At 62.2% G+C, this 23,795-nt stretch carries 25 protein-coding genes; 20 read left to right on the top strand and 5 right to left on the bottom strand.

The features are described 5' to 3' along the window. Positions 1-47: 47 nt before the first annotated feature. From ccmA to mlaA, 10 genes are all read left to right on the top strand, one after another. Positions 48-665 (top strand): cytochrome c biogenesis heme-transporting ATPase CcmA, encoded by a 618-nt coding sequence (gene ccmA / locus GKQ23_RS07900; protein ID WP_212410223.1) that lies wholly within the window; start codon positions 48-50, stop codon positions 663-665. Continuing rightward, positions 665-1,324 carry a heme exporter protein CcmB gene (ccmB, locus tag GKQ23_RS07905; RefSeq protein WP_212410224.1) on the top strand — a complete coding sequence of 220 codons (660 nt, stop codon included), beginning with the start codon at positions 665-667 and terminating at the stop codon, positions 1,322-1,324. The genes ccmA and ccmB overlap by 1 nt, the downstream gene beginning before the upstream one ends. 85 nt (positions 1,325-1,409) lie before the next feature. Beyond that, the gene (locus GKQ23_RS07910; protein ID WP_056239311.1) at positions 1,410-2,153 is read left to right on the top strand and encodes a heme ABC transporter permease; all 744 of its coding nucleotides are present in this window, start codon (positions 1,410-1,412) and stop codon (positions 2,151-2,153) included. Further along, positions 2,150-2,380, top strand: coding sequence for a heme exporter protein CcmD (ccmD, locus tag GKQ23_RS07915; protein WP_056239314.1), 231 nt, complete (start codon positions 2,150-2,152; stop codon positions 2,378-2,380). Before GKQ23_RS07910 ends, ccmD begins: the two co-directional genes overlap by 4 nt. Beyond that, a complete protein-coding gene (ccmE, locus tag GKQ23_RS07920) occupies positions 2,377-2,850 on the top strand; it encodes a cytochrome c maturation protein CcmE (protein WP_212410225.1) in 474 nt (157 codons plus the stop codon). Before ccmD ends, ccmE begins: the two co-directional genes overlap by 4 nt. Continuing rightward, positions 2,847-4,802 carry a heme lyase CcmF/NrfE family subunit gene (locus GKQ23_RS07925; protein ID WP_056239320.1) on the top strand — a complete coding sequence of 652 codons (1,956 nt, stop codon included), beginning with the start codon at positions 2,847-2,849 and terminating at the stop codon, positions 4,800-4,802. Before ccmE ends, GKQ23_RS07925 begins: the two co-directional genes overlap by 4 nt. After that, positions 4,799-5,356, top strand: a complete 558-nt coding sequence (locus GKQ23_RS07930) for a DsbE family thiol:disulfide interchange protein (RefSeq protein ID WP_056239323.1) — start codon at positions 4,799-4,801, stop codon at positions 5,354-5,356. The genes GKQ23_RS07925 and GKQ23_RS07930 overlap by 4 nt, the downstream gene beginning before the upstream one ends. Further along, on the top strand, positions 5,353-5,814 hold the full coding sequence (locus GKQ23_RS07935) for a cytochrome c-type biogenesis protein (protein WP_056239324.1): 462 nt from the start codon (positions 5,353-5,355) through the stop codon (positions 5,812-5,814). Before GKQ23_RS07930 ends, GKQ23_RS07935 begins: the two co-directional genes overlap by 4 nt. Then, a complete protein-coding gene (gene ccmI / locus GKQ23_RS07940; RefSeq protein ID WP_056239326.1) occupies positions 5,811-7,034 on the top strand; it encodes a c-type cytochrome biogenesis protein CcmI in 1,224 nt (407 codons plus the stop codon). Before GKQ23_RS07935 ends, ccmI begins: the two co-directional genes overlap by 4 nt. Before the next feature lie 20 nt (positions 7,035-7,054). After that, a complete protein-coding gene (mlaA, locus tag GKQ23_RS07945; RefSeq protein WP_212411664.1) occupies positions 7,055-7,816 on the top strand; it encodes a phospholipid-binding lipoprotein MlaA in 762 nt (253 codons plus the stop codon). Between the two features lie 86 nt (positions 7,817-7,902). Here mlaA and GKQ23_RS07950 read toward each other — a convergent pair whose 3' ends face one another. Both GKQ23_RS07950 and fadL read right to left on the bottom strand, forming a co-directional pair. Continuing rightward, entirely contained in the window at positions 7,903-8,148 is a 246-nt protein-coding gene (locus tag GKQ23_RS07950) for a hypothetical protein (protein ID WP_056239331.1), read from the bottom strand. A gap of 185 nt (positions 8,149-8,333) precedes the next feature. Continuing rightward, positions 8,334-9,671, bottom strand: a complete 1,338-nt coding sequence (gene fadL / locus GKQ23_RS07955) for a long-chain fatty acid transporter FadL (RefSeq protein ID WP_056239333.1) — start codon at positions 9,669-9,671, stop codon at positions 8,334-8,336. Positions 9,672-10,044: 373 nt separating this feature from the next. On the opposite strand from fadL, the gene GKQ23_RS07960 reads away from it, so the two are divergent. The 4 genes from GKQ23_RS07960 to sixA all read left to right on the top strand — a co-directional run bounded on the left by GKQ23_RS07960 (position 10,045) and on the right by sixA (position 14,782). Beyond that, a complete protein-coding gene (locus tag GKQ23_RS07960; RefSeq protein WP_212410226.1) occupies positions 10,045-10,341 on the top strand; it encodes a DUF406 family protein in 297 nt (98 codons plus the stop codon). Positions 10,342-10,581: 240 nt separating this feature from the next. Then, entirely contained in the window at positions 10,582-11,889 is a 1,308-nt protein-coding gene (gene fadI / locus GKQ23_RS07965; protein WP_371820120.1) for an acetyl-CoA C-acyltransferase FadI, read from the top strand. After that, positions 11,889-14,132 (top strand): fatty acid oxidation complex subunit alpha FadJ, encoded by a 2,244-nt coding sequence (fadJ, locus tag GKQ23_RS07970; protein ID WP_212410227.1) that lies wholly within the window; start codon positions 11,889-11,891, stop codon positions 14,130-14,132. The genes fadI and fadJ overlap by 1 nt, the downstream gene beginning before the upstream one ends. Positions 14,133-14,302: 170 nt before the next feature. Then, complete coding sequence (gene sixA / locus GKQ23_RS07975) at positions 14,303-14,782, top strand: phosphohistidine phosphatase SixA (protein WP_212410228.1); 480 nt, start codon at positions 14,303-14,305, stop codon at positions 14,780-14,782. Positions 14,783-15,044: 262 nt separating this feature from the next. Here the strand turns inward: sixA and smrB are convergent, their stop codons facing one another. Further along, complete coding sequence (gene smrB, locus GKQ23_RS07980; protein ID WP_056239345.1) at positions 15,045-15,596, bottom strand: endonuclease SmrB; 552 nt, start codon at positions 15,594-15,596, stop codon at positions 15,045-15,047. 268 nt (positions 15,597-15,864) lie between these two features. On the opposite strand from smrB, the gene prmB reads away from it, so the two are divergent. From prmB to GKQ23_RS08000, 4 genes are all read left to right on the top strand, one after another. Then, positions 15,865-16,797 carry a 50S ribosomal protein L3 N(5)-glutamine methyltransferase gene (gene prmB / locus GKQ23_RS07985; RefSeq protein WP_056239348.1) on the top strand — a complete coding sequence of 311 codons (933 nt, stop codon included), beginning with the start codon at positions 15,865-15,867 and terminating at the stop codon, positions 16,795-16,797. Positions 16,798-16,827: 30 nt separating this feature from the next. Next, positions 16,828-17,913, top strand: coding sequence for a chorismate synthase (aroC, locus tag GKQ23_RS07990; protein ID WP_056239351.1), 1,086 nt, complete (start codon positions 16,828-16,830; stop codon positions 17,911-17,913). A gap of 3 nt (positions 17,914-17,916) precedes the next feature. Continuing rightward, a complete protein-coding gene (gene mepA, locus GKQ23_RS07995; RefSeq protein WP_212411668.1) occupies positions 17,917-18,741 on the top strand; it encodes a penicillin-insensitive murein endopeptidase in 825 nt (274 codons plus the stop codon). Between the two features lie 120 nt (positions 18,742-18,861). Next, the gene (locus tag GKQ23_RS08000) at positions 18,862-19,659 is read left to right on the top strand and encodes a sulfite exporter TauE/SafE family protein (protein WP_056239354.1); all 798 of its coding nucleotides are present in this window, start codon (positions 18,862-18,864) and stop codon (positions 19,657-19,659) included. A gap of 472 nt (positions 19,660-20,131) precedes the next feature. On the opposite strand, the gene GKQ23_RS08005 is transcribed toward GKQ23_RS08000, so the two are convergent. Further along, positions 20,132-21,304: a Gfo/Idh/MocA family protein gene (locus GKQ23_RS08005; RefSeq protein ID WP_212410229.1), complete on the bottom strand. Its 1,173-nt coding sequence runs from the start codon at positions 21,302-21,304 to the stop codon at positions 20,132-20,134. A 9-nt stretch (positions 21,305-21,313) separates the two neighbouring features. After that, a complete protein-coding gene (iolE, locus tag GKQ23_RS08010; RefSeq protein ID WP_212410230.1) occupies positions 21,314-22,207 on the bottom strand; it encodes a myo-inosose-2 dehydratase in 894 nt (297 codons plus the stop codon). A gap of 154 nt (positions 22,208-22,361) precedes the next feature. On the opposite strand from iolE, the gene GKQ23_RS08015 reads away from it, so the two are divergent. After that, a complete protein-coding gene (locus GKQ23_RS08015) occupies positions 22,362-23,168 on the top strand; it encodes an AraC family transcriptional regulator (RefSeq protein ID WP_212410231.1) in 807 nt (268 codons plus the stop codon). A 72-nt stretch (positions 23,169-23,240) separates the two neighbouring features. After that, positions 23,241-23,786, top strand: a complete 546-nt coding sequence (locus GKQ23_RS08020; RefSeq protein WP_056239364.1) for an elongation factor P hydroxylase — start codon at positions 23,241-23,243, stop codon at positions 23,784-23,786. Positions 23,787-23,795 lie beyond the last annotated feature (9 nt).

Below are 23,795 nucleotides of genomic sequence, written 5' to 3' on the forward strand. Positions count from 1 at the left end.
TGTGGTACTATCCGCCATCAAATTTAACATCACGCGATGCTTCCCTCATGCTTGAAGCCAGAAACCTGACCCTTGTACGCGACGAGCGGGTGCTTTTTTGCGATCTCAGTTTTACCGTGGCGGCGGGGGATATCGTGCAGGTGGAAGGGGCGAACGGTGCCGGTAAGACCTCGCTGCTGCGCCTGCTGACCGGGCTGAGCCGCGCGGAGCAGGGCGAGGTGCTGTGGCAGCAGAAAAGTATTCTGCAGCAGCGGGAGAGCTGGCATCAGCAGCTGCTCTACCTTGGTCACCAGCCGGGGGTGAAGGCGGTGCTGACCCCGTTTGAGAATCTGCGTTTTTACCACCCTGACCGCAGCCAGGACGCGCTGTGGCAGGCGCTGGAACAGGTGGACCTCGCCGGTTATGAAACGGTGCCGGCAGGCCAGCTTTCCGCCGGCCAGCAGCGGCGGGTGGCGCTGGCGCGGCTGTGGCTGAGCCAGGCGCGGGTGTGGATCCTCGATGAGCCGTTGACGGCGATCGATAAAGCCGGCGTGGCGGCGCTGACGGCGCTGTTTGTGCGCCATGCGCGGCAGGGCGGGGCGGTGATCCTCACCACCCACCAGGATCTGCCGGAGGCGATGCACCCGATCGGCCGCATCTGCCTCACCGCGCCGGAGGCCGCCTGATGTTTATCCGGGTGTTAAAGCGCGAGCTGCGCATCGCCCTGCGCAGCGGCGGCGAGATTGCCAATCCGCTGTGGTTCTTCCTGATCGTGATTACGCTGTTTCCACTCGGCGTGGGGCCGGAGCCGCAGCTGCTGGCGCGCATCGCGCCGGGCATCGTCTGGGTGGCGGCGCTGCTGGCCTCGCTGCTGGCGCTGGAGCGGCTGTTCCGCGATGACTTTATCGACGGATCGCTGGAGCAGTTGCTGCTGCTGCCCGCGCCGCTGCCGCTGACCGTGCTGGGAAAAGTAGCGGCGCACTGGATGGTGACCGGGCTGCCGCTGCTGATCCTGTCGCCGCTGGTGGCGCTGCTGCTGTCGCTGGATATGGCCAGCTGGCGGGCGGTGGCGCTGACCCTGCTGCTGGGCACGCCGACGCTGAGTTTTCTCGGGGCGATCGGCGTCGGGCTGACGGTCGGCCTGCGGCGCGGCGGAGTGTTACTGAGTTTACTGGTACTGCCGCTGGCGGTACCGGTGCTGATTTTTGCCACGGCGGCGATCGATGCCGCCGGCCAGGGGCTGCCGATCGACGGCTACCTGGCGATCCTCGGCGCGCTGCTGACGGGCAGCGCGGCGCTGGCACCTTTTGCTACCGCAGCCGCGCTGCGGGTAAGCGTGCAGTAAACGTTAAGAAAATAATAAAACCGACTGTCACCCTTAACGGCGCACCTGATTCAGAACGATTATTTTTACTGTGAGCAAGAAGACAATGTGGAAATGGATCCATCAGCTGGGCCAGCCTGAGCGGCTGTACCGGTTATGCGGGCGTTTTATCCCGTGGTTTGCCCTGCCCGGCGTTGCCGCGCTGCTGCTCGGCTGGGCGTGGGGCTTCGGCTTTGCTCCCGCCGATTATCAGCAGGGCAACAGCTACCGTATCATTTACCTTCACGTGCCGGCGGCGATGTGGTCAATGGGCATCTATGCCTCAATGGCCATCGCCGCCTTCACCGGGCTGGTGTGGCAGTGGAAAACCGCCGACCTCGCCGCCGCGGCGATGGCTCCGGTGGGCGCGGTCTACACTTTTATCGCGCTGGTAACCGGCTCGGCCTGGGGCAAACCGATGTGGGGCACCTGGTGGATCTGGGACGCGCGCCTGACCTCGGAGCTGGTGCTGCTGTTCCTCTATATGGGCACCATCGCGCTGTATCACGCCTTTGACGACCGCCGCACGGCGGGGCGCGCGGCCAGCATTCTGATCCTGGTTGGCGTGGTGAATCTGCCGATCATCCACTACTCGGTGCAGTGGTGGAACACCCTGCACCAGGGCTCCTCCGGCGTGCTGCAGCAGGCGATAGATCCAAGCATGCGCATTCCGCTGCGCTGGTCGATCCTCGGCTACCTGCTGCTGTTCGTCTCTCTGACCCTGATGCGCCTGCGCAACCTGCTGCTCTCCGCCGAACGCCATCGCCCGTGGGTGCTGGCGCTGGTTAACCACGGAGGGCGCAAAGCATGACGCCGGCTTTTTCTTCATGGGCGCAGTTCTTCGCCATGGGCGGCTACGCCTTTTACGTCTGGCTGGCGGTGGCCTGCACGCTGATCCCGCTGGCCGGGCTGCTGCTGCATACCCTGCTGCAGCGCCGCAGCCTGCTGGATGAGATCCGCCAGCGCCAGTTACGCGAGCAGCGCATCCGCGCCGCCAAAGCCAAAAAAGCCGCCGCTGCGGCAGGAGAAGCACCGTGAATCCGCGCCGTAAAAACCGCCTGCTGCTGGTGCTGCTGGTGATCGTCGGGCTGGGGCTGGCAACGGCGCTGGTGATGTACGCACTGCGTTCGAATATCGACCTGTTCTACACCCCGAGTGAAATCATCAACGGCAAGGGCGAAAACCTGCAGAAGCCGCAGCCGGGCCAGCGCCTGCGCGTCGGCGGCATGGTGATGCCGGGCAGCGTACACCGCGATCCGTTAACGCTGCAGGTCAGCTTCCAGCTGTATGACAACAGCGGCGTGGTCAGCGTCAGCTACGAGGGCATCCTGCCCGACCTGTTCCGTGAAGGGCAGGGCGTGGTGGCGCAGGGCGTGCTGCAGGACCGCACGCATATCGTCGCTAAAGAGGTGCTGGCGAAGCACGATGAGAAGTACACGCCGCCGGAGATCAGCGACGCGATGAAGAACAACCATCCGGCCGCCGCGCCGGCGGAGGGGCAGCCATGATCCCGGAAATCGGCAGTTTCCTGTTGTGCCTCGGGCTGGGGCTGTCACTGCTGCTCAGCGTCTATCCGCTGTGGGGGGCGTCGCGCCTTGACCAGCGGCTGATGGGGCTGGCGCGTCCGCTCAGCTACGGCCTGTTTGCCTGCATCGCCGGGGCATTTCTGATCCTCGTGCACGCCTTTGTGGTCAACGATTTCAGCGTCGCCTACGTGGCCAATAACTCCAATACGCTGCTGCCGGTGTGGTACCGCGTGGCCGCCACCTGGGGCGCACACGAAGGCTCGCTGCTGCTGTGGGTGCTGCTGCTCAGCACCTGGACGCTGGCGGTGGCGCTGTTCAGCCGCAGCATGCCGGCCGACGCTATCGCCCGCGTGCTGGCGGTGATGGGGATGATTAACTTCTGCTTCCTGCTGTTTATCACCCTGACCTCCAACCCGTTTACCCGCACGCTGCCGGACCTGCCGATTGACGGCAGCGATCTGAACCCGATGCTGCAGGATATCGGGCTGATTTTCCATCCGCCGCTGCTCTATATGGGCTACGTTGGCTTCTCGGTGGCCTTCGCCTTTGCCATCGCCTCGCTGATGGCCGGCCGGCTGGATACCGCCTGGGCGCGCTGGTCGCGGCCGTGGACCACCGCCGCGTGGGTGTTCCTGACCATCGGCATCGTGCTTGGCTCCGCCTGGGCCTACTATGAACTGGGCTGGGGCGGCTGGTGGTTCTGGGACCCGGTAGAAAACGCCTCCTTTATGCCGTGGCTGGCCGGCACCGCGCTGATCCACTCGCTGGCGGTGACCGAAAAACGCGGCACCTTTAAGGCGTGGACGGTGCTGCTGGCGATCACCGCCTTCTCGCTCAGCCTGCTCGGCACCTTCCTGGTGCGTTCCGGGGTGCTGGTGTCGGTGCATTCGTTCGCCTCCGATCCGGCGCGCGGCATGTTTATCCTCGCCTTCCTGATTATCGTCATCGGCGGTTCGCTGCTGCTGTACGCCATTAAGGGCGGCAAGGTACGCAGCCGCGTGCAGAGCGAGGTGTGGTCGCGCGAGTCGTTCCTGCTGGGCAACAACGTGCTGCTGATCGCCGCGATGCTGGTGGTGCTGCTCGGCACGCTGCTGCCGCTGGTGCATAAGCAGCTGGGGCTGGGCAGCATCTCGATTGGTGAACCCTTCTTTAACCTGCTGTTCAGCTGGCTGATGGCACCGCTGGCGCTGATGCTCGGCATCGGCCCGCTGGTGCGCTGGCGGCGCGATGAGCCGCAGAAGCTGTGGAAGCGGCTGGCGATCGCCATGCTGGCAACGCTGCTGCTGTCGGTGCTGCTGCCGTGGCTGATGCAGGACCGTATCGAAGCGATGACCGTGGTCGGGCTGCTGATGGCGGTCTGGGTGATTATCCTGACGCTGATGGAGCTGCACGAGCGTGCCACCCACCGTCACAGCCTGCTGCGCGGCCTGCGCCATCTGTCGCGCAGCCACTGGGGGATGGTGCTCGGCCACCTCGGCGTGGCGGTGACGGTGATCGGCATCGCCTTCAGCCAGAACTACAGCGTCGAGCGCGACGTGCGGATGAAGGCCGGCGATACGGTGGACATCCACAGCTACCACTTCACCTTCCGCGACGTGCATAACCTGCAGGGGCCGAACTACTCGGGCGGGGTCGGCATTATTGACGTCACCCGCAACGGCAAGCCGGAGGCCACGCTGCGGGCGGAGAAACGCTACTACAGCGTGGCGCGTACCATGATGACCGAAGCGGCGATCGACGGCGGTATCACCCGCGACCTCTACGCGGCGCTCGGTGAACAGCTGGACGACCGGTCGTGGGCGGTACGCATCTACTACAAACCTTTTGTGCGCTGGATCTGGTTCGGCGGCCTGTTTATGGCCCTGGGCGGCATTTTCTGCCTGCTCGACCCGCGCTACCGTGCGCGTAAGAAAGCGCCGCAGGAGCTGGCATGAACAAGAAAATTCTTTATATCCCGCTGGTGCTGTTCCTGCTGCTGGCGGCGGCGCTGCTGTGGCAGCTGACCCGTAACGCCAACGGCGACGATCCCACCCGGCTGGAGTCGGCGCTGGTGGGTAAACCGGTGCCGGTATTTACGCTGGAGTCGCTGGACCAGCCGGGAAAAACCTTTGACCAGTCGGTGCTGCATGACGGCAAGCCGCTGCTGCTTAACGTCTGGGCCACCTGGTGCCCGACCTGCCGCGCCGAGCACCAGTACCTGAATACGCTGGCCGCTGAGGGCGTGCGGGTGGTGGGCATGAACTACAAGGATGACCGGCAAAAGGCGGTGAACTGGCTGAATACGCTGGGCAACCCTTACGCGCTGAGCCTGTACGACGGTGACGGCATGCTCGGGCTGGATCTCGGCGTCTACGGCGCGCCGGAGACCTTCCTGATCGACGGCAACGGCATTATTCGCTACCGTCACGCCGGCGATCTCAACGAACGCGTGTGGAATGAGCAGGTGAAGCCGCTGTGGCAGAAATACAGCCAGGGGGCCGGATCGTGAAACGTTACCTGCTACTGCTGGCGCTGATGGTCAGCAGCCTCTGTGCGCTGGCGGACAATATTGATACCTATAAATTTGATTCGGTAAATCAGGAGCAGCAGTACCGCCACATTACTGAATCGCTGCGCTGCCCGAAATGCCAGAACAACAGCATTGCCGACTCCAATGCGATGATCGCGGCGGATATGCGGCTGAAGGTGTATGAGCTGCTGCGCCAGGGGCAGACGCCGGAACAGATCAAGGCGTGGATGGTGGCCCGCTACGGCAACTTTGTCTCCTATCAGCCGCCGGTCACCCCCTCAACGCTGATCCTGTGGGTTGGCCCGGCGCTGTTTGTGGCGATCGGCGCGCTGGTGATTATTCTGCGCAGCCGCAGACGCGTGCAGCCCGCCGAACTGGATCCACAGCAGCAGCAGCGCCTCAATGCGCTGCTGCAGAAAGACAGGAAACAACCATGAGCGCCCTGATGTTGACGATACTGCTGCTGCTGATCGCGGCGGTGGCCCTGCTGCTGATCGCCGGCAGCCGGCGCCCGCCTGGCGTCACCGACGATCGTGATACGGTGAATACCGCCTTCTACCAGCGCCGCCTGCAGGAGCTGGAGGAAGATGAGGCACAGGGCGTGGTGGCGGAGCGGCCGGAGATGGTACGTGAGCTGCAGCAAACCCTGCTGCTGGACGTGCCGGGCCAGCAGCCGCCTCAGGCGCGGCAGGTCAGCCGCCTGTGGCTGCTGCCGGGGGCGCTGGTGCTGGTGCTGGCCAGCCTCGGGCTGTACCTGCAGACCGGCGGGCTGCCGCAGGTGCTGGCCTGGCAGCAGGTGAAAAACGAACTGCCGGCGCTGCGCGCCCAGGTGATGGACCCGAACGCGAAGCCGCTCAGTATGGAGCAGCTGGCGCGGCTGGCATTGGGCATCCGCAGCGAGCTGCAGCAGGATCCGCAGAACGTCAACGACTGGATGATGCTGGGCCGGTTAGGGATGGTGCTGAACAACGCCGCTACCGCCGGCCAGGCGTTCCGGCATGCGTTGCAGCTGTCACCGCAGGATGCCGAGGCAAAGCTGAGCTATGCTGAAGTGCTGACCCGCTCTTCCGACCCGCAGGATAACCAGCAGGCCACCGCGCTGCTGGATGAGATGGCGGCCGCGGACGGCAGTAACCTGCGCATTCTGGGCTTGTTGGCATTTAATGCTTTTGAGCGTCAGCGCTATGCGCAGGCCATCGAAGTCTGGCAAAAAATGTTACAGTTATTACCGCCTGACGATGCGCGCGTGGCGATGATTCAGCGCAGTATCGAGCAGGCAAAGACGGAATCCGGCAAGCAGAACAGTCACCTGGCGTTAACGGTCAGCCTGGCCGCCGGGGCAGAAAAAATGTTACCGGCGGGCGGAGTGTTGTATATTTCCGTCTCTGACGGGAGCACGCCGGTTCCCGTCGCGGTAAAAAAGATGCCGTTAAGCCATTTTCCTTTATCGCTCACGCTGGATGACAGCAACGCCATGATGCCGCAGCGGCTGCTGTCGGCGCAGCATCAGGTGCAGGTGCGGGTGCGCATATCGCGCAACGGCAGCGCCAACCCGCAGCCGGGTGACTGGTTCGGTCAGAGCGCGGTCACCCCCTATGACGGTCAGCAGCAGCTTGCGGTGGAGATTAACCAGCAGGTGACGGGCGGTAATCAATAAATCAGTACAGGGAGAACATGATGAACTATCGCCTGACGGGCCTGGCGCTGGCAAGCGTGCTGCTGGTAGGTTGTGCCAGCTCGAAAAATGCCGACGATCCACAGGGCCGTTCAGATCCGCTGGAAGGCTTCAACCGCACGATGTTTAACTTCAACTACAACGTGCTGGATCCCTACGTGGTGAGGCCGGTGGCAGTGGTCTGGCGCGATTACGTGCCGGTGCCGGCGCGTACCGGGCTGGGCAACTTCCTCAGCAACCTTGATGAACCGTCCACGATGGTGAACTACTTTATTGAGGGTAATCCGTACAAGGCGATGGTGCACTTCAACCGCTTCTTCCTGAATACCCTGCTGGGGATGGGCGGCTTTATTGACGTGGCGACCATGGCCAACCCGAAACTGGCTAAGGAAGAGCCGCGCGGCTTCGGTAGCACGCTGGGCCATTACGGCGTCGGTTACGGCACCTATGTGGTGGTGCCGGGCTATGGCAGCGCCACCCCGCGTGAGGATATCGGCGGGCTGGTGGATGACGTCTACCCGCCGCTGGCCTGGCTGACCTGGTGGATGTCCGCCGGTAAGTGGGCGCTGGAAGGGGTGGAAACCCGTGCCCAGCTGCTGGACTCCGATGCGTTGCTGAGCAACTCAAAAGATCCGTACGCCTTCGTGCGCGCCGCCTATTTCCAGCATCATGACTTCCTCGCCAGCGACGGCAAGCTGACCCCGCAGACTAACCCGAACGCGGCGGCAATTCAGGACGATCTGAACGACATTGACGCAGAATAACGTGGCTGAATGACGTTAAAAAAGCATCTCAAATGAGATGCTTTTTTTATTGTGCTAATAATTATCCCGTACAGCAGAGCGAATTATTAAGCGGCAGAGTTGCCGAAAAGTCCCTGGAAGAAGCTTTCCACGCCTTCGCTAAATACTTTCACCGGCTGGGTGTGGCGCGCCACATAAGCGTTACTGGTCTCTGTTGGGTTTTTCAGGGTACCAAACGCCTTTTCGCAGGTATAAGCAAATTTTGAGGTCGTTTCAGTGATGCCAACCAGAAAATCCTTAAACGCACCTGCACCGCTTACCTGTTCAATATCACTCTGGGATAAAACTTTCATTTAACTGCTCCTTGTTAATATCATTCAATTTATCTGTGTGCGCTAATTAGCAGGGTGAAAGTAATGATTGAGGTAATAGCAGTCAAGTGTGCTTCGTGAATATAAAGATTTTACGATAACAAACAGCACTAAAAAAACACCCTGCAAGAGCAGGGCGTCAGATCACGACCGTTTATGAAATGCGATCAGAACTTATAGTTAAAGCTCGCACCATAAAGCAGGGCTTTCCCTTCCGAGTTAAAGGTATAAGGCGTGGCGACCCCGCCGTTCCGCGCAGTGGCGACCGGGTCAGTACCTTCTTCAATGGTGACTTTTTTGCCGTGCATATAGGAAACACCGACGTCGACCGAGGCATTCTGGTTAAAGGCATAAGAGGCACCGGCACTGAGCCACAGACGATCCTGATCCGGGATTGAGATTGAACGCTTGTCCGCCGGTACCGGGCTGTCATCGAAAGCGATACCGGTGCGGAAGGTCCAGTTGTCATCGTAGTAGTAGCTGGTGCCAAGCGCGATGCGGTAAGCGTCGTGATAGCTCTCATCTTTATAGAACAGCTCTTTGCCGTCGTTGCCGGTGGCTCTCAGCTCCTGGAACTGGCTCCAGCTGGTATAAGCCATGCTGTAGTGAACCGCCCACTGTGGTGCCACTTTGTGATAACCGGACACTTCCCACATCTCCGGCAGATGCAGCGAGAGGGAGCCGGGAATGGTCGCGCCGCCAGTGCCCGTTGGCAGACCGAACTGCCCGCCAATCGGGTTATAGGCGACCGGGATATCACTGCGGTAGTCACCGTCAAAGTCGATTTTAACTTCAGAGCGATAGGTCAGGCCGAAGCGGTTTTTATCATCCACCTCATACAGCACGCCGGCATTCCAGCCGTAGCCCCATTCATCACCTTTAAGGTGGGCGATCTGCGTGTTCGCGGGAGCCGCAGGCAGCCCTGCTGCCGGCAATACGGCACCCAGCTCACCAATGTTACGCTCGATTTTGGCCCGCGCATAAACCGCATCAAAACCGACGCCGAAGCTGAAGTGCTGGTTCAGGCGGTAGGCGGTGCTCAGGTTAAGGTTCAGGGTCATCAGGTCGGTTTTACCGGCGAACGGGCCGCCGGCGTAGCCGTCGTTAAACTCCGTCGCCAGGCCATAGTTGGTGGTGGATGACGCGCCAATCCACCACTGGTCGTTAATCGGCTGCACGTAGTGAATGTTCGGCACCCACTGGGTCGGGGCGATGTTGTCCGCCTTCAGGCTGTTACCCTGGCCGCTGGTGCCGTCAAGGTTAACGTCCGGATCGATAAATACCGCGCCAACCGAGAACATCGGCCGATCCATCAGCGCCATGGTCGCGGGGTTACGGCTGGCGGAGGCGGCGGTATCGCCGACTGCACCTTCGCCGGCATAGGCGCGGCCAAGACCGATGGAGGAGAATTCATTCAGCTGAAAGCCAGCCGCCAGACTGTTAGTTGAAACCAGCGCCACTGCCACTGCCAGCGCAGACTTGGTAAACAGGTTTTTATGGTTCATGACCACAACCCTCATAATTTATTATTGAACGTTGTTACAGACGTAACAAGGAAACATGAATGTCACAGACTGACCCATGCACAACAAATCAGACCAGTTGCCAGAGTATAGGACTGACCCGTACACATGTTGCAATCATGTTTTCGTGTTATTGCTAAAATGATGCAAGAAAAGAGATCTCGCTAACAAAAACTTACAGGTATGTTTTTGGCGGGCACAGTATCACCTGTTTCAGATCAATTAATAGCGTGATTTTCATCATAAAGCGCGCGATCTTCGTTGAATGGCTGGAGCCATTCCCCCCGGCGGGCGTAGACTCAATCGCATCTGAATGCGACGGCCGCCCGCTGGGGGTGGCTAACCGGAGGAACTGATGAGCGATGCCCTGAATGCCTGTACCGCCCGTGAAACGGCGGCCTGTTGTTGTGTCGATGTCGGCACCGTGATCGACAACAGCGACTGTACCGCCAGCTACAGCCAGCACTTCACCTTTCAGTCTGACGCCCGGGCGATGCTGGAATCGCTGAGCGCCCGTGCACAGGCGGTGGCGTCCGACCCCTGCGAAATCACCAGCCGCCTGACGGAGAGCCCGCAGGGCGTGCAGCTGGAGTGCGAATTTACCTTCTGCTGCCAGGCGGAGTCGCTGATTTTCCAGCTCGCCCTGCGTTAATCACCCTGCGGCCAGCCGCACCCTGACCCGGCCGCTGCTCCGTGCAGCGGCGATTAACGTAAAGGGACGACTCTGAAGGTCGGCTTACCGCCGGCTGCCCCGCTCTTTTCACTGCCATAAGCGTGTTTTGTCTCGCATTTTTTCCCTTCTGCCGTGGCACCCATAACGGTTCTGGTTAACACTGATCAGGTCAGACCTCTTTGGCAATGATGCCGGCACCGATGCGAACAGGTGAAAATAATGAGCTCACACCCTTTACTGACCCGACAGGGCGATCGTATCGCCATCACCCACGGGCTGCGCACCCCTTTTGTTCGTCAGGCTACCGCCTTTCACGGCATCCCGGCGCTGGAGCTGGGGCGGATGGTGGTCAGCGAACTGATGGTGCGCAGCGAACTGCCGCCGGAGGCAATTGAACAGCTGGTGTTTGGCCAGGTGGTGCAGATGCCGGAGGCGCCGAACATTGCCCGTGAAATCGTGCTGGCCGCCGGGCTGAGCGTGCATACCGATGCTTACAGCGTCAGCCGCGCCTGCGCCACCAGTTTTCAGGCGGTAGCCAGCCTGGCGGAGAGCCTGCTGGCAGGCGTGGTGCAGGCCGGCATTGCCGGCGGTGCGGACTCCACTTCGGTGCTGCCGGTGGGGGTGAGTAAAAACCTGGCGCGGCTGCTGCTGGATCTCAGCCGCGCCCGCTCGCTGGGCGCAAAACTGAAGCTGTTGACGCGGCTGCGCCCCGGTGACCTGCTGCCGGTGCCGCCGGCGGTGGCGGAGTATTCCACCGGCCTGCGGATGGGGGATACCGCCGAACAGATGGCGAAAAGCCACGGCATCAGCCGCGAGCAGCAGGACGCGCTGGCGCACCGCTCGCACCTGCATGCCGCCAGAGCCTGGCAGCAGGGGCTGCTGGACGACGAAGTGATGACCGCGTTCGTGCCGCCCTGGCGCGAGCCTTTTCGCCAGGATAACAACGTCCGCGAGGCCTCAAAGCCGGAGGATTACGCCCGGCTGCGCCCGGCGTTTGACCGGCGGCACGGCACGGTGACCGCCGCCAACAGCACGCCGCTGACCGACGGCGCCGCCGCGGTGGTACTGATGACCGAATCCCGCGCCCGCGAACTGGGGGTGAAGCCGCTTGGCTGGCTGCGCAGCTACGCCTTCACCGCGATTGATGTGCGCCAGGATATGTTGCTGGGGCCGGCCTACGCCTCGCCGCTGGCGCTGGATCGCGCCGGCATCGGCCTGAACGACCTGACGCTGATTGATATGCACGAAGCCTTTGCCGCCCAGACGCTGGCCAACCTCAAGCATTTCGCCGACGAGCGCTTTGCCCGCGAGATACTGCGGCGGCCGCACGCGCTCGGTGAGGTGAATATGGAGAAATTTAACGTGCTGGGCGGCTCAATCGCCTACGGCCACCCGTTTGCCGCCACCGGCGCGCGGATGATTACCCAGACGCTGCACGAGCTGCGGCGGCGCGGCGGCGGCCTGGGGCTGGTTACCGCCTGCGCGGCGGGTGGTCTGGGTGCGGCAATGGTTCTGGAGGCGGAATAATGGAACAGAGATCGGCATTTACGCTGCAAATGCGGCTGGATAACGTGGCGGTGATCGTCATTGACGTTCCCGGTGAGAAGGTCAATACGCTGAAGGTTGAGTTTGCCGGGCAGATCCGTGAGGTGCTGCAGCAGGCGCGCGCTAACCCGCAGCTGGCGGGTGTGGTACTGATCTCGGGCAAGCCGGATACCTTTATTGCCGGTGCCGACATTGGCATGATCGCCGCCTGCCGCACGGCAGAACAGGCGCAGGCGCTGGCGCAGCAGGGGCAGCAGGTGATGGCGGAGATTGCGGCGCTGCCGGTGCCGGTGGTGGCGGCGATCCACGGCGCCTGCCTGGGCGGCGGGCTGGAGCTGGCGCTGGCCTGCCACCACAGGGTCTGCACGCTGGAAGATACTACCCGCCTTGGCCTGCCCGAGGTGCAGCTTGGCCTGCTGCCCGGCTCAGGCGGCACCCAGCGCTTACCGCGGCTGATCGGCGCGTCCACCGCGCTGGATCTGATGCTCAGCGGCCGCACGCTGCGCGGGGCGGCGGCGCGTAAATGCGGTCTGGTGGACGACGCTGTGCCGCACGCCATTCTGCTGGAAACGGCGGTGGCGCTGGCGCTGCAGGGGGCTCACACGGGTAAGGCACGGCCGCAGCCACAGCCGCAGCCACAGACGGGTGAGGCACCGCCGCAGTCACAGTCACAGTTAAGGCGACAGTCGAAGCCGCGGCCACGGCCGCTGCGTGAACGCCTGCTGGCCACGCCGCCGGGGCGCGCCGTGCTGTTTACGCTGGTGCAGCGCCGGGCGCGGGCCAAAAGCCACGGCCACTATCCGGCGGTGGACAGCATTATCGCCGTGGTGCGCTGCGGGCTGGAGCAGGGCAGCGCGACCGGTTACGCCGCCGAGGCGCGGGCGTTTGGTGAACTGGCGATGACCCCGCAGTCCGCCGCGCTGCGCGGGCTGTTCTTCGCCAGCACCGCGCTGAAAAAAGAGAGCGGCGCGGGTGCAGAACCGCGCCCGCTGCGCAGCATCGGCGTACTGGGCGGCGGCCTGATGGGCGGCGGTATCGCCTGCGTTACCGCCATCCGCGCCGGGCTACCGGTGCGCATCAAAGATCTGCAGCCTGCGGGCGTCGCCCGTGCGCTGAAAACCAGCTGGGAGGTGCTCGGTAAACAGGTGCAGCGCCGCCGCCTAAGCCCTGTACAGCGCCAGCAGCAGATGGCGTTGCTCAGCGGCGGCACCGACTGGCAGGGGTTCAGCCAGCGCGATGTGGTGATTGAGGCGGTGTTCGAAAACCTGGCGCTGAAGCAGCAGATGGTGGCGGAGGTGGAGGCTCACTGTGCAGAGACCACCATTTTTGCCTCCAACACCTCCTCGCTGCCGATCGCCGATATCGCCCGCCAGGCGCAGCGGCCGGAAAATGTGATCGGCCTGCACTACTTCAGCCCGCCGGAAAAAATGCCGCTCGTCGAGGTGATCCCCCATGCGGGCAGCGCAGAGACGACCCTGGCAACGGTGGTGGCGCTGGCGAAAAAGCAGGGGAAAACGCCGATTGTGGTGGCCGACCGCGCCGGATTCTACGTTAACCGGATCCTGGCCCCCTATATGCTGGAGGCGCTGCACTGCCTGCTGGAGGGCGAACCGATCGATGCGGTGGACGCCGCGCTGGTGCAGTTTGGCTTTCCGGTCGGTCCGTTCCAGCTGCTGGATGAGGTGGGCATCGATATCGCCAGCCATATGATGCCGGTGCTGCAGCAGGCCTGGGGAGATCGTTTCGCGCTGCCGGCGGCGATGGCGGCGCTGCAGAAGGATGACCGCAAAGGGCGCAAAAACGGGCGAGGTTTCTACCTGTACGGCCAGCGCTGGCCGCGTGGCAGGCGGCCCGATCCGGCCATTTACCGGTTGCTGGCCGTTACGCCAAAAAGTTGTCTCAGCGCACAAGATCTGGCAGAACGCTGTGTCATGATGCTGTTAAATGAGGCGGTACGCACGCTGGATGAAGCGGTGATCCGCTCCGCGCGCGACGGCGATATCGGTGCGGTGTTTGGCATCGGTTTCCCGCCGTTTCTCGGCGGTCCGTTCCGCTATATCGACCAGTTGGGCGCAGCAACGGTGGTCAGTCGGCTTGAACAGCTGGCCGATCGTTACGGGCCGCGTTTCGCCCCCTGTGAACGGCTCAAAAAAATGATGGAAGCGCGGGAAAGCTTCTTATCACCGCCGGTTACGCTGGCGGATGACGCCGGGGCAGCGGGTTAATCTGGCCAGGCAGCAGGAGTGAGCGGGGCGTTTTTTCGGCCATCGTTCACTAAGTAAACAATCGGTTGACTATACTCAAGCCATTGGGGTACAACACACCGTTCATTCAATGAATGAAGAGTCGGGTGGCGTTGTCCCCCGGCGTTTTTGTTTAACAACAGCGGTGCTCTATGCAAGTTTTCATAATGCGTCACGGCGATGCGGCTCTGGATGCAGCCAGTGATTCTGTCCGACCTCTGACCCACTGCGGCAGTAACGAAACGCGCCAGATGGCAGCCTGGCTGCACGGCCAGTCGGTGACGATTGAACGGGTTATGGTCAGCCCGTATCTGCGCGCGCGGCAAACGCTGAACGCGGTGCGCGAAGCGCTGCCGCTGCCGGCGGGGGAAGATGTGCTGCCGGAACTCACGCCGGGTGGCGATCCGAAATCGGTCGGTGGCTATCTGCAGATGCTGGCAGATCAGGGAGTAAAATCGGTGCTGGTGATCTCACACCTGCCGCTGGTCGGCTACCTGGTGGCGGAGCTCTGCCCGCAGGAGTCGCCGCCGATGTTTGCCACCTCGGCCATCGCCCGCGTCGATCTCGACGCCAGCGGCCACGGCACCCTGCTGTGGCAGGTCAGCCCGGCCAAACTGGCGAAGGCGATGTAATCCCCGGCAGGCGGCCCGCTAAACCCGGGCCGCTCGCTGTCAGTGGTACGACTCCCCTCGACGACGTAAACTCCCTGTCCGACTGTCCGACTGTCCGACTGTCCGACTGTCCGACTGTCCGACTGTCCGACTGTCCGACTGTCCGACTGTCCGACTGTCCGACTACCTTCGTCGGCCTGTACCCTACGACGGCAAAGCAACGGCTTTCAGCCATCATCGGCTTCTCAACAGATACGTCTGGCTGTGGTCAGGTGCATATCGCTCAGGGCAGGATCGGCGGCTGCCACTCTTCCACTTCAATCAGCACCAGCAGCGCGGCATCGCCGCCGAACAGTTTTGGCGCCTGGTGAAAGCACATCACCCACGGATGCTGCGCCAGCCACAGTGGCGTCTGCTGTTTGAGGATATGTTTGCCGTGGCCGTGCATCACGCTGGCGCAAAAGATGTGCTCGCGGCGACATGCGGCGATCAGCGCACCCAGCTCCTGCTTGGCCTGCTTCTGCGTCAGCCCGTGCAGATCGAGAAAAATCTCCGGCGAATAGTCGCCGCGCCGCAGCTTTTTCAGCTCATAATGGCTGACGTCGCTGCGCACGTAGCGCACCGCACCCTCGGCGGGCAGCAGCGGCTGAAACTCATCGGAGAAATAGTGGCTGGCGTCCATCTGCTCGGACAACAGCCGCTTTTGCGGCAGCTCGCGGGCTTTCTTACGCTCGGGCGGATGGACGATAGTGTCCTGGTGGATTTTGCGCGTGCCGGTCATCAGCCCGCGAAAAAGTGCCTGGTCTTCAACGCTTAGCTTCTCTTTTTTATTCATTTTTCAGTCACTGCTCTCTCAGCCTGCTGCGTAACGGTGTCCCGGCAGGTCGTCGTCATCATATTTTCCTGGCGGTAGTCTACCTGTTCCCGCCCCCGGGCTTAAGTAAATCTCCGCGTTGTTCCCCAACAAATCCCGGTTCCCGCGCCACCAGCCTGCCGTTCTTTCTCTAATAATTCTCAGCTTTTTCACCACCTCGCGCTGAATTCTCTGCCGCTTCATGGCAAACTAGCGCCCGGGTTTAACAGTACGGCCTGCGGAGGGCACTATGGACAAAATTTTCGTCGATGAGGCAGTCAGTGAACTGCACACTATTCAGGATATGTTGCGCTGGTCGGTCAGCCGCTTTTCTGCTGCTGAAATCTGGTTCGGCCACGGCACCGACAATCCCTGGGACGAAGCCGTTCAGCTGGTGCTGCCGACGCTGTACCTGCCGCTGGATATCCCGGAGCAGATGTACCGCGCGCGGCTGACCTCCAGCGAGCGCCAGCGCATCGTTGAACGGGTGATCCGTCGCGTTAACGACCGCATCCCGGTGGCTTATCTGACCAACAAGGCCTGGTTCTGCGGCCACGAATTCTACGTCGATGAACGCGTGCTGGTACCGCGTTCGCCGATCGGTGAGCTGATTAACGGTCAGTTTGCCGGCATCATCAGCGGCCAGCCGCAGCACATTCTGGATATGTGCACCGGCAGCGGCTGCATCGCCATCGCCTGCGCTTACGCCTTCCCGGAAGCCGAGGTGGACGCGGTGGATATCTCCACCGACGCGCTGGCGATTACCGAGCAGAACATCGCCGCCCACGGGCTGGATCATCAGGTGACGCCGATCCGTGCCGACCTGTTCCGCGAACTGCCGAAAACCCAGTACGACCTGATCGTCACCAATCCCCCGTACGTTGATGCGGAAGATATGGACGACCTGCCGGACGAGTTCCGCCACGAGCCGGAGCTGGGCCTGGCGGCGGGCAGCGACGGCCTGAAGCTGGTACGGCGTATCCTGGCCTGTGCGCCGGATTACCTCACCGCAGAAGGCGTGCTGGTGTGCGAAGTGGGCAACAGCATGGTGCATATGATCGACCAGTATCCGGACGTGCCTTTCACCTGGCTGGAGTTTGAAAACGGCGGCGACGGCGTATTTATGCTGACCCGCGATCAGATCGTGGCGGCGCAGCACCACTTCAAAATCTACAAAGATTAATTAAAAACACCGATTGAGTGAGGAGCCAGTATGGCGGGTAATACGATAGGACAAGTATTTCGGGTCACGACGTTTGGCGAGTCGCACGGCATCGCCCTTGGCTGCATTGTTGACGGGGTGCCGCCGGGCATTCCGCTGACCGAAGCCGATCTGCAGCACGATCTCGACCGCCGCCGCCCGGGCACCTCACGCTACACCACCCAGCGCCGCGAGCCGGACCAGGTGAAGATCCTCTCCGGCGTGTTTGAAGGCAAAACCACCGGTACCAGCATCGGCCTGCTGATTGAGAACACCGATCAGCGTTCGCAGGACTACGGCGCAATCAAAGATCTGTACCGCCCCGGCCACGCCGATTATACCTACGACCAGAAGTACGGCTTCCGCGACTACCGCGGCGGCGGCCGCTCGTCGGCACGTGAAACGGCGATGCGCGTAGCGGCGGGGGCGATTGCCAAAAAGTACCTTGAGATGAAACACGGCATCGTGGTGCGCGGCTATCTGGCGCAGATCGGTGACGTGGCCTGCGAGCTGAAAGACTGGTCGCAGGTCGAGCAGAATCCGTTCTTCTGCCCGGACCCGGATAAGCTGGAAGCGCTGGATGAGCTGATGCGCGGCCTGAAGAAAGAGGGCGATTCGATCGGTGCGAAAGTGACGGTAATGGCAGAAAACGTGCCGGCCGGCCTGGGCGAACCGGTGTTTGACCGGCTGGACGCTGACCTGGCGCACGCGCTGATGAGCATCAACGCGGTGAAAGGCATTGAGATCGGCGACGGCTTTGCCGTGGTCAGCCAGCGCGGCAGCGAGCACCGCGATGAAATTCGTGCCGACGGCTTCCAGAGCAACCACGCCGGCGGCATCCTTGGCGGCATCAGCAGCGGTCAGGCGATTATCGCTAACCTGGCGATGAAACCGACCTCCAGCATTACCGTGCCGGGCAAAACGCTGACCCGCAGCGGCGAAGAGGTGGAGATGATCACCAAAGGCCGTCACGATCCCTGCGTCGGCATCCGCGCGGTGCCGATCGCCGAAGCGATGATGGCGATCGTACTGATGGATCACCTGCTGCGCCACCGCGCGCAGAATGCCGACGTCACCACCGATTATCCACGCTGGTAAATGATGAAAAACACGCTGATCGCCCTGACCGCGCTGCTGGCGGCGACGCTGGCGCAGGCCGCCACCCCGTGGCAGAGCATTCACCAGCCGATCGCCGGCGCGCCGCAGGCGATCGGCGCGTTTTCCAACGGCTGTATCGTTGGCGCGCAGCCGCTGCCGCTGGAGGCGCCGGGTTACCAGGTGATGCGTACCGACCAGCGCCGCTACTTCGGCCACCCGGACCTGATCGCCTTTATTCAGCGGCTCAGCGGCCAGACCGCGCAGCGCGGGCTGGGCGAAGTGCTGGTCGGTGATATGGGCATGGCGGCCGGCGGGCGCTTCAGCAGCGGCCACGCCAGCCACCAGTCGGGGCTGGACGTTGATATCTGGCTGCAGCTGCCGAAACAGCGCTGGACGCAGCAGATGCTGCTGAAGCCGCAGCCGCTGGATCTGGTGGCCGCAGACGGTAAAAGCGTGGTGGCGCGCCACTGGCGGCCGGAGATCGACAGCCTGATTAAGCTGGCGGCGAAGGACAATGAGGTGACGCGCATCTTTGTGAATCCGGCGATTAAAAAGCAGCTGTGTGCCGACGCCGGTGCCGACCGCGACTGGCTGCGTAAGGTACGGCCGTGGTTCCAGCACCGCGCGCATATGCACGTGCGCCTGCGCTGCCCGGCGGGCAGCCTGCAGTGCGAAGACCAGCCGCTGCCGCCGGGCGGTGACGGCTGCGGTGCCGAGCTCGACAGCTGGTTCCTGCCGCCGAAACCGGGCAGTACGCCGCCGGTTAAGCGCGAACCGCCGCCGCTGCCTGCCGCCTGCCAGGCGCTGCTGGATAAACATCTGCTGTAGTTCACTTGAAACGGATCCGGCCAGCCTGTGCCGCTCCTGTAAACCTGCTGTTCAATGGCTTTGCTGCGACCGGTGTGATCCTGCGCCGCGACAGCATCGCTTTTCTGGTTAAGGATCTCTATGGAATGGATTAGCGTTGCCCCGTGGTTGCTGGGCGTGCTGTTTCTGGTGGCGCTGCTGGCCGGGTTTATTGACTCAATCGCCGGCGGCGGCGGGCTGTTGACCGTGCCTGCGCTGCTGGCCGCCGGTCTGTCACCGGCGCAGGCGCTGGCGACCAACAAGCTGCAGTCGGTGGGCGGTTCGTTCTCCGCCAGCCTGTACTTTATTCGTATGAAGGCGGTGAATCTGCGCGAGCAGAAGCTGAATATCGCCATGACCTTTATCGGCTCGCTGGCCGGTGCGCTGCTGGTGCAGCACGTGAAGGGCGATATCCTGCGTCAGCTGCTGCCGCTGCTGGTGATCGCCATCGGCCTCTATTTCCTGCTGATGCCGAAGATCGGTGAAGAGGATCGCCAGCGCCGCCTGCACGGCCTGCCGTTTGCGCTGGTGGCCGGGGGCTGCGTGGGTTTTTACGACGGCTTCTTTGGCCCCGGTGCGGGCTCTTTTTACGCGCTGGCGTTTGTTACCCTGTGCGGCTACAACCTCGCTAAATCCACCGCCCACGCCAAGGTGCTGAACTTTACCTCTAACCTCGGCGGGCTGTTGCTGTTTATTATCGGTGGCAAGGTGGTGTGGGTTGTCGGGCTGGTGATGATGGCGGGGCAGGTGTTAGGTGCGCGGCTCGGTGCGAAGATGGTGCTGAGCAGAGGACAGAGGCTGATCCGCCCGATGATCGTTATCGTTTCGGCGGTGATGAGCGCCAAACTGCTGTACGACAGCCACGGTGCGGAAATCGCCGCGTGGTTCCACGCGCTGTAATCAGATACGAAATCGCTAAAAGCATTGTCTGCTGGAACACCGCATCCGGCTTCGGGGAGCCTGTACACTCCGCAAAGACGCAAAAAACGTCATCCCTGACAGCTCAGCGCGGGCCATCCCTGGCCCGCGATGCTTTGCTCCGTGTACAGGCTCCCCTCGCTTTACGTTTTGAGTCGTCTGGCCGAAAACACCGCATCCGGCGTCGGAGGGCTGTGCTTTCCTCAAGGACGCAAAAGGCATTGTCTGCATGAGACGTCTGTAAGAGCTGCTACAGGATCACTATCCGGACCGAGTTAAGGCAGCGACGTCAGAAATTTCGGGCAATCGGGTCTTTCCGGATAAGCGGACCGTCAGCGGCCAGGGATGGCCGCTGCCGAGCGCACACGGACGTGTTTATAGCGTGTCCGCGTTCCGGAAAGACCCGATAAGCCGGGCACCGGGATCTGCAGCGACTTCTGTCAGCGATACCGAGCTAGCCTTTAGTCACGTTCACCCAGCGGCGCTGTTCCATTGAGTCTTCAATCGCCTGCAGAATGCGCTGATTCTCCCAGCCGAAGGCGAAGTTCGGGTAGCAGTCGTCGTCGCGGCAGATCCCCTGCACCAGGTCATGCACCTCCAGCACCTTGACGTCGAAGTAGCCCAGACCGCCGCCGCCAAAGTCGAAGCCGAAGAACGCTGAGTAAGAGGGGATCTGGCTGCCGGCGTAGAGCGTTTTAAAGCCGCGATCGCGTTTGTCGTCGTTGAAACGGAACACCTGCAGCTCGTTGAAGCGCTCGCCGTCCATATACAGCGTGCCTTCGGTGCCGGAGACCTCCCAGTAGACGCCGAAGATGCGGCCGGCGGCGATGCGTGAGGACTCAATCACCCCGGCGGCGCCGCTGTCAAAGGTTACCAGGCACTGCATCTGGTCGTCGTTTTCTACCGTACGGCGTTCGGCGTTGGCCTCCACCTTGCTGGCGTAGCCGCTGTCCACACCCGGTACCGGGCGGGTTTTCAGATGGGTCTGGCCGCTGGCGCACACTTCACTGACGCCGCCCATCAGGTACTGTGCTACCGACAGGGTATGCGCGCCAAGGTCGCCCAGCGAGCCGGAACCGGCCAGCTCTTTCGAACAGCGCCACGACCACGGCAGCTCCGGATCGTTATAGAAGCCCTGATCGAAGGTGCCACGGAAGCGCACCGGGGTGCCGATCTCGCCGCGGTCGATCAGCTGCCGGGCCAGCTGCGCCGCCGGGGTTTTGATATTGTTAAAGGCGACCATGGTTTTCACCCCTGCGCGGCGCGCCGCTTCCGCCATCTCGCGCGCCTGCGGCTCGGTTACCGCCAGCGGTTTTTCGCAGTAAACGTGTTTACCGGCGGCGATCGCCTCCAGCGCCATCTGATGATGCAGATGATTGGGGGAGGTGATATCAATCACGTCGATATTCGGATCCTGCAGCATTTCACGCCAGTCGCCAAATGCGTGCAGCGCGCCAAAGCGGCGGGCGGCCTGGTCGGCCATCGCCTGGTTCTGGTCGGCAATCGCGTACAGCACCGGCGTTTTCGGCAGGTTCGGGTAGAGCAGGGCGGCGCGGCGGATGGCGTCAGCGTGGGCCTGGCCCATAAAGCCGGAGCCGATCAGGCCGATATTCAGAGTGTCAGACATGGTGACTCCTTACAGAGAAAACAGTGAAGTAACGTGATTAAAGGCGCGGGTGACGGTGGGCACCGGCGGGGCGACCTGCGGGTCCTGTTCGGCTTCGACGATCAGCCAGCCCTGATAGCCACTGTGCAGAACGAAATCCACTACCGGCTGATAGTCGATCCAGCCATCACCCGGCACGGTAAACATGCCGCCGCGTACCCCCTGGTTAAAGCTCTCATCCTGCGCGTAAACCTGCGCCAGCCGCTCGCGGCGGATATCCTTCAGGTGGATATGGCAGATGCGGCTGCCGAACTGGTCGATCAGCGCTGACAGATCGCTGCCCGCGGCGACGGCGTGACCGGTATCCAGCAGCATGCCGACGTCGGCGGTGGTGGCCGAGAAGAAACGCTCGATCTCATCCTGGCGCTCAACCAGCATCATCAGATGGTGGTGATAGGCCAGCCGCAGGCCGTACTCCTGATACAGCGCCGAGGAGAAGCGGCTCATGCGTTGCGCGTAGGCGTCGAAGTCGATGGCGCTGAGCTTCGGTGAATGCGAGATACCGATGTCCAGCGGCGAGTCGCCCGGCATGCCGCCGCATTCGCCGTAGACCATCACCCGGCAGCCCAGCCCGCTGAGCAGCCGGGCGTGGGCGGCGACGTTGTGCAGCTCCTGCTCCACGCTGATATCGGCCAGCGTGCCGGAGAACCAGCCCGAGGCCAGTGACAGCCCGCTCTGCGCCAGCAGCGGCTGCAGATTTTCGGTTTTACGTGGGAATTTTCGGCCCAGCTCAATGCCCTGATAGCCGACGGCGGCGGCCTCCTGCATGCACTGCAGGGCAGAGACGTTATCCCCCAGATCTTCCAGCACATCGTTGGTCCAGGCCAGCGGGCTGACGCCGAGGCGGATACTGGCATTTGCCATCTTTTTACTCCTGTCTGAAATCAAAGTTTGATCTGCATCGCAGATTCGATTACTGCCTGCAAAATCCGTTGGTGTCCGCCGCTATCCGGCTGAAGATGGGAGAAAAGATAGCCTGCCAGCCCCTCACGGGTACATGCCTGTAGTCAGGAAGAAAATGTCTGAAATCACACTTAATCCGCAACCCGGCGAGGGATGGTTCGGCCTGTCGCGTTATGCCAGCGGAGAGACGCTCGGGCCGCGTACTCAGCGCGGCGTGCAGTTTATTGCGCTGCTTAGCGGCAGCGTCACCATTGAGGCGGGCAGCCGGGTCCTGCACCTGGTGCCCGGCACGCTGGCGCTGCTACTGCCGGGGGAACGCGAGCTCTTTCGTTTTGATGCGGTGGTGGCGAGCGAGCATATCTGGTGCCAGCTGGATTTTACCGTGCCCCCGGAGGGAATTGCCGCCCAGCTGGCCGCGCTGCCGCAGACCATCGCCGTGGATAACCAGGTGGAACAGTTGATGGAGCTGGGCATGAGCCTGACCGCGCGGCGCAGCGGCTCGCCCAGGGTGCTGCTGTCGCTGGCCGAAACGCTGCTGTGGTACTACGCCTCCTGCGCTGAACGCCCGCAGGAGGAAGCCGCACAAACCATGCCCAAAAGCGTGCGTGAAGCCTGTAAATATATCGCCATGCGCTATCAGCACCCGCTGGCGCTGGAAGATATTGCCGCCCGTGCCCACTGCTCGGTTAACCACCTGATCGCGCTGTTCCGCCAGCATCTGCAGCTGACCCCGGCTCGCTATCTGCGTGACGTGCGCCTGCGCCATGCGGAACGGCTGCTGACCCGCAGCAGCCTGCCGGTGGCGCTGGTGGCCGAACAGTGCGGATTTGTTTCACCGTTCCACTTCTCGCGGGCGTTTAAGGCGCAGTTTGGCCTGCCACCGCTGGCGTTTCGCCAGCAGTCGCAGCCGCTTCGGCGGTGATGAGAATAGTTCTCGAAACTCAGCACGCATAATGCGACAATTGCGCGTTTTTTTACTTTGGCGAACGATGCAATGAGTACGCAACATCACTATTCGCAGCTGATTGAGCTGTTTGACGGCTGCTTCCTTGACGACTTCAATACCCGCCTGATTAAGGGCGATGACGAGCCGATTTATCTGCCGGCTGACGAGACATCACCCTGCAACCGGGTGGTATTTGCTCACGGCTATTACGCCAGCGGCCTGCATGAGATCTCCCACTGGTGCATCGCCGGTGCCGAACGCCGCAAGCTGGTGGATTTTGGCTACTGGTACTGCCCGGACGGCCGCGATGCCGAAACGCAGAATAAGTTTGAATCGGCCGAAATCAAGCCGCAGGCGCTGGAGTGGCTGTTTTCAGTTGCGGCAGGCTTTCCGTTCAACGTAAGCTGTGACAATCTCGAAGGGGATTGTGAGCCGGATCGCATTGCGTTTCAGCGCAAGGTTCACGCTCAGGTGATGGCGTATCTGGATAACGGCATTCCTGCCCGTCCGGCGCGGCTGATTGCCGCGCTGCGCGATTTTTACTCTACCCCCCCGCTGACGGCGGCTCAGTTTCCCTGGCCGGAAGATCTGTAACCGGCGGGG

This window comes from Erwinia sp. E602 (assembly GCF_018141005.1).
In the GTDB taxonomy this organism is placed as follows: Bacteria; Pseudomonadota; Gammaproteobacteria; order Enterobacterales; family Enterobacteriaceae; genus Erwinia.

Coding starts and splice junctions, on each gene's coding strand:
- iolE (WP_212410230.1), bottom strand. CDS start 22,207: ATGGCAAATGCCAGTATCCGCCTCGGCGTCAGCCCGCTGGCCTGGACC.
- sixA (WP_212410228.1), top strand. CDS start 14,303: ATGCAAGTTTTCATAATGCGTCACGGCGATGCGGCTCTGGATGCAGCC.
- ccmA (WP_212410223.1), top strand. CDS start 48: ATGCTTGAAGCCAGAAACCTGACCCTTGTACGCGACGAGCGGGTGCTT.
- GKQ23_RS07950 (WP_056239331.1), bottom strand. CDS start 8,148: ATGAAAGTTTTATCCCAGAGTGATATTGAACAGGTAAGCGGTGCAGGT.
- aroC (WP_056239351.1), top strand. CDS start 16,828: ATGGCGGGTAATACGATAGGACAAGTATTTCGGGTCACGACGTTTGGC.
- ccmD (WP_056239314.1), top strand. CDS start 2,150: ATGACGCCGGCTTTTTCTTCATGGGCGCAGTTCTTCGCCATGGGCGGC.
- ccmI (WP_056239326.1), top strand. CDS start 5,811: ATGAGCGCCCTGATGTTGACGATACTGCTGCTGCTGATCGCGGCGGTG.
- GKQ23_RS08020 (WP_056239364.1), top strand. CDS start 23,241: ATGAGTACGCAACATCACTATTCGCAGCTGATTGAGCTGTTTGACGGC.
- fadI (WP_371820120.1), top strand. CDS start 10,582: ATGAGCTCACACCCTTTACTGACCCGACAGGGCGATCGTATCGCCATC.
- GKQ23_RS08015 (WP_212410231.1), top strand. CDS start 22,362: ATGTCTGAAATCACACTTAATCCGCAACCCGGCGAGGGATGGTTCGGC.
- GKQ23_RS07925 (WP_056239320.1), top strand. CDS start 2,847: ATGATCCCGGAAATCGGCAGTTTCCTGTTGTGCCTCGGGCTGGGGCTG.
- fadJ (WP_212410227.1), top strand. CDS start 11,889: ATGGAACAGAGATCGGCATTTACGCTGCAAATGCGGCTGGATAACGTG.
- smrB (WP_056239345.1), bottom strand. CDS start 15,596: ATGAATAAAAAAGAGAAGCTAAGCGTTGAAGACCAGGCACTTTTTCGC.
- GKQ23_RS08005 (WP_212410229.1), bottom strand. CDS start 21,304: ATGTCTGACACTCTGAATATCGGCCTGATCGGCTCCGGCTTTATGGGC.
- GKQ23_RS07960 (WP_212410226.1), top strand. CDS start 10,045: ATGAGCGATGCCCTGAATGCCTGTACCGCCCGTGAAACGGCGGCCTGT.
- mepA (WP_212411668.1), top strand. CDS start 17,917: ATGAAAAACACGCTGATCGCCCTGACCGCGCTGCTGGCGGCGACGCTG.
- GKQ23_RS08000 (WP_056239354.1), top strand. CDS start 18,862: ATGGAATGGATTAGCGTTGCCCCGTGGTTGCTGGGCGTGCTGTTTCTG.
- fadL (WP_056239333.1), bottom strand. CDS start 9,671: ATGAACCATAAAAACCTGTTTACCAAGTCTGCGCTGGCAGTGGCAGTG.
- ccmB (WP_212410224.1), top strand. CDS start 665: ATGTTTATCCGGGTGTTAAAGCGCGAGCTGCGCATCGCCCTGCGCAGC.
- GKQ23_RS07930 (WP_056239323.1), top strand. CDS start 4,799: ATGAACAAGAAAATTCTTTATATCCCGCTGGTGCTGTTCCTGCTGCTG.
- mlaA (WP_212411664.1), top strand. CDS start 7,055: ATGAACTATCGCCTGACGGGCCTGGCGCTGGCAAGCGTGCTGCTGGTA.
- GKQ23_RS07910 (WP_056239311.1), top strand. CDS start 1,410: ATGTGGAAATGGATCCATCAGCTGGGCCAGCCTGAGCGGCTGTACCGG.
- prmB (WP_056239348.1), top strand. CDS start 15,865: ATGGACAAAATTTTCGTCGATGAGGCAGTCAGTGAACTGCACACTATT.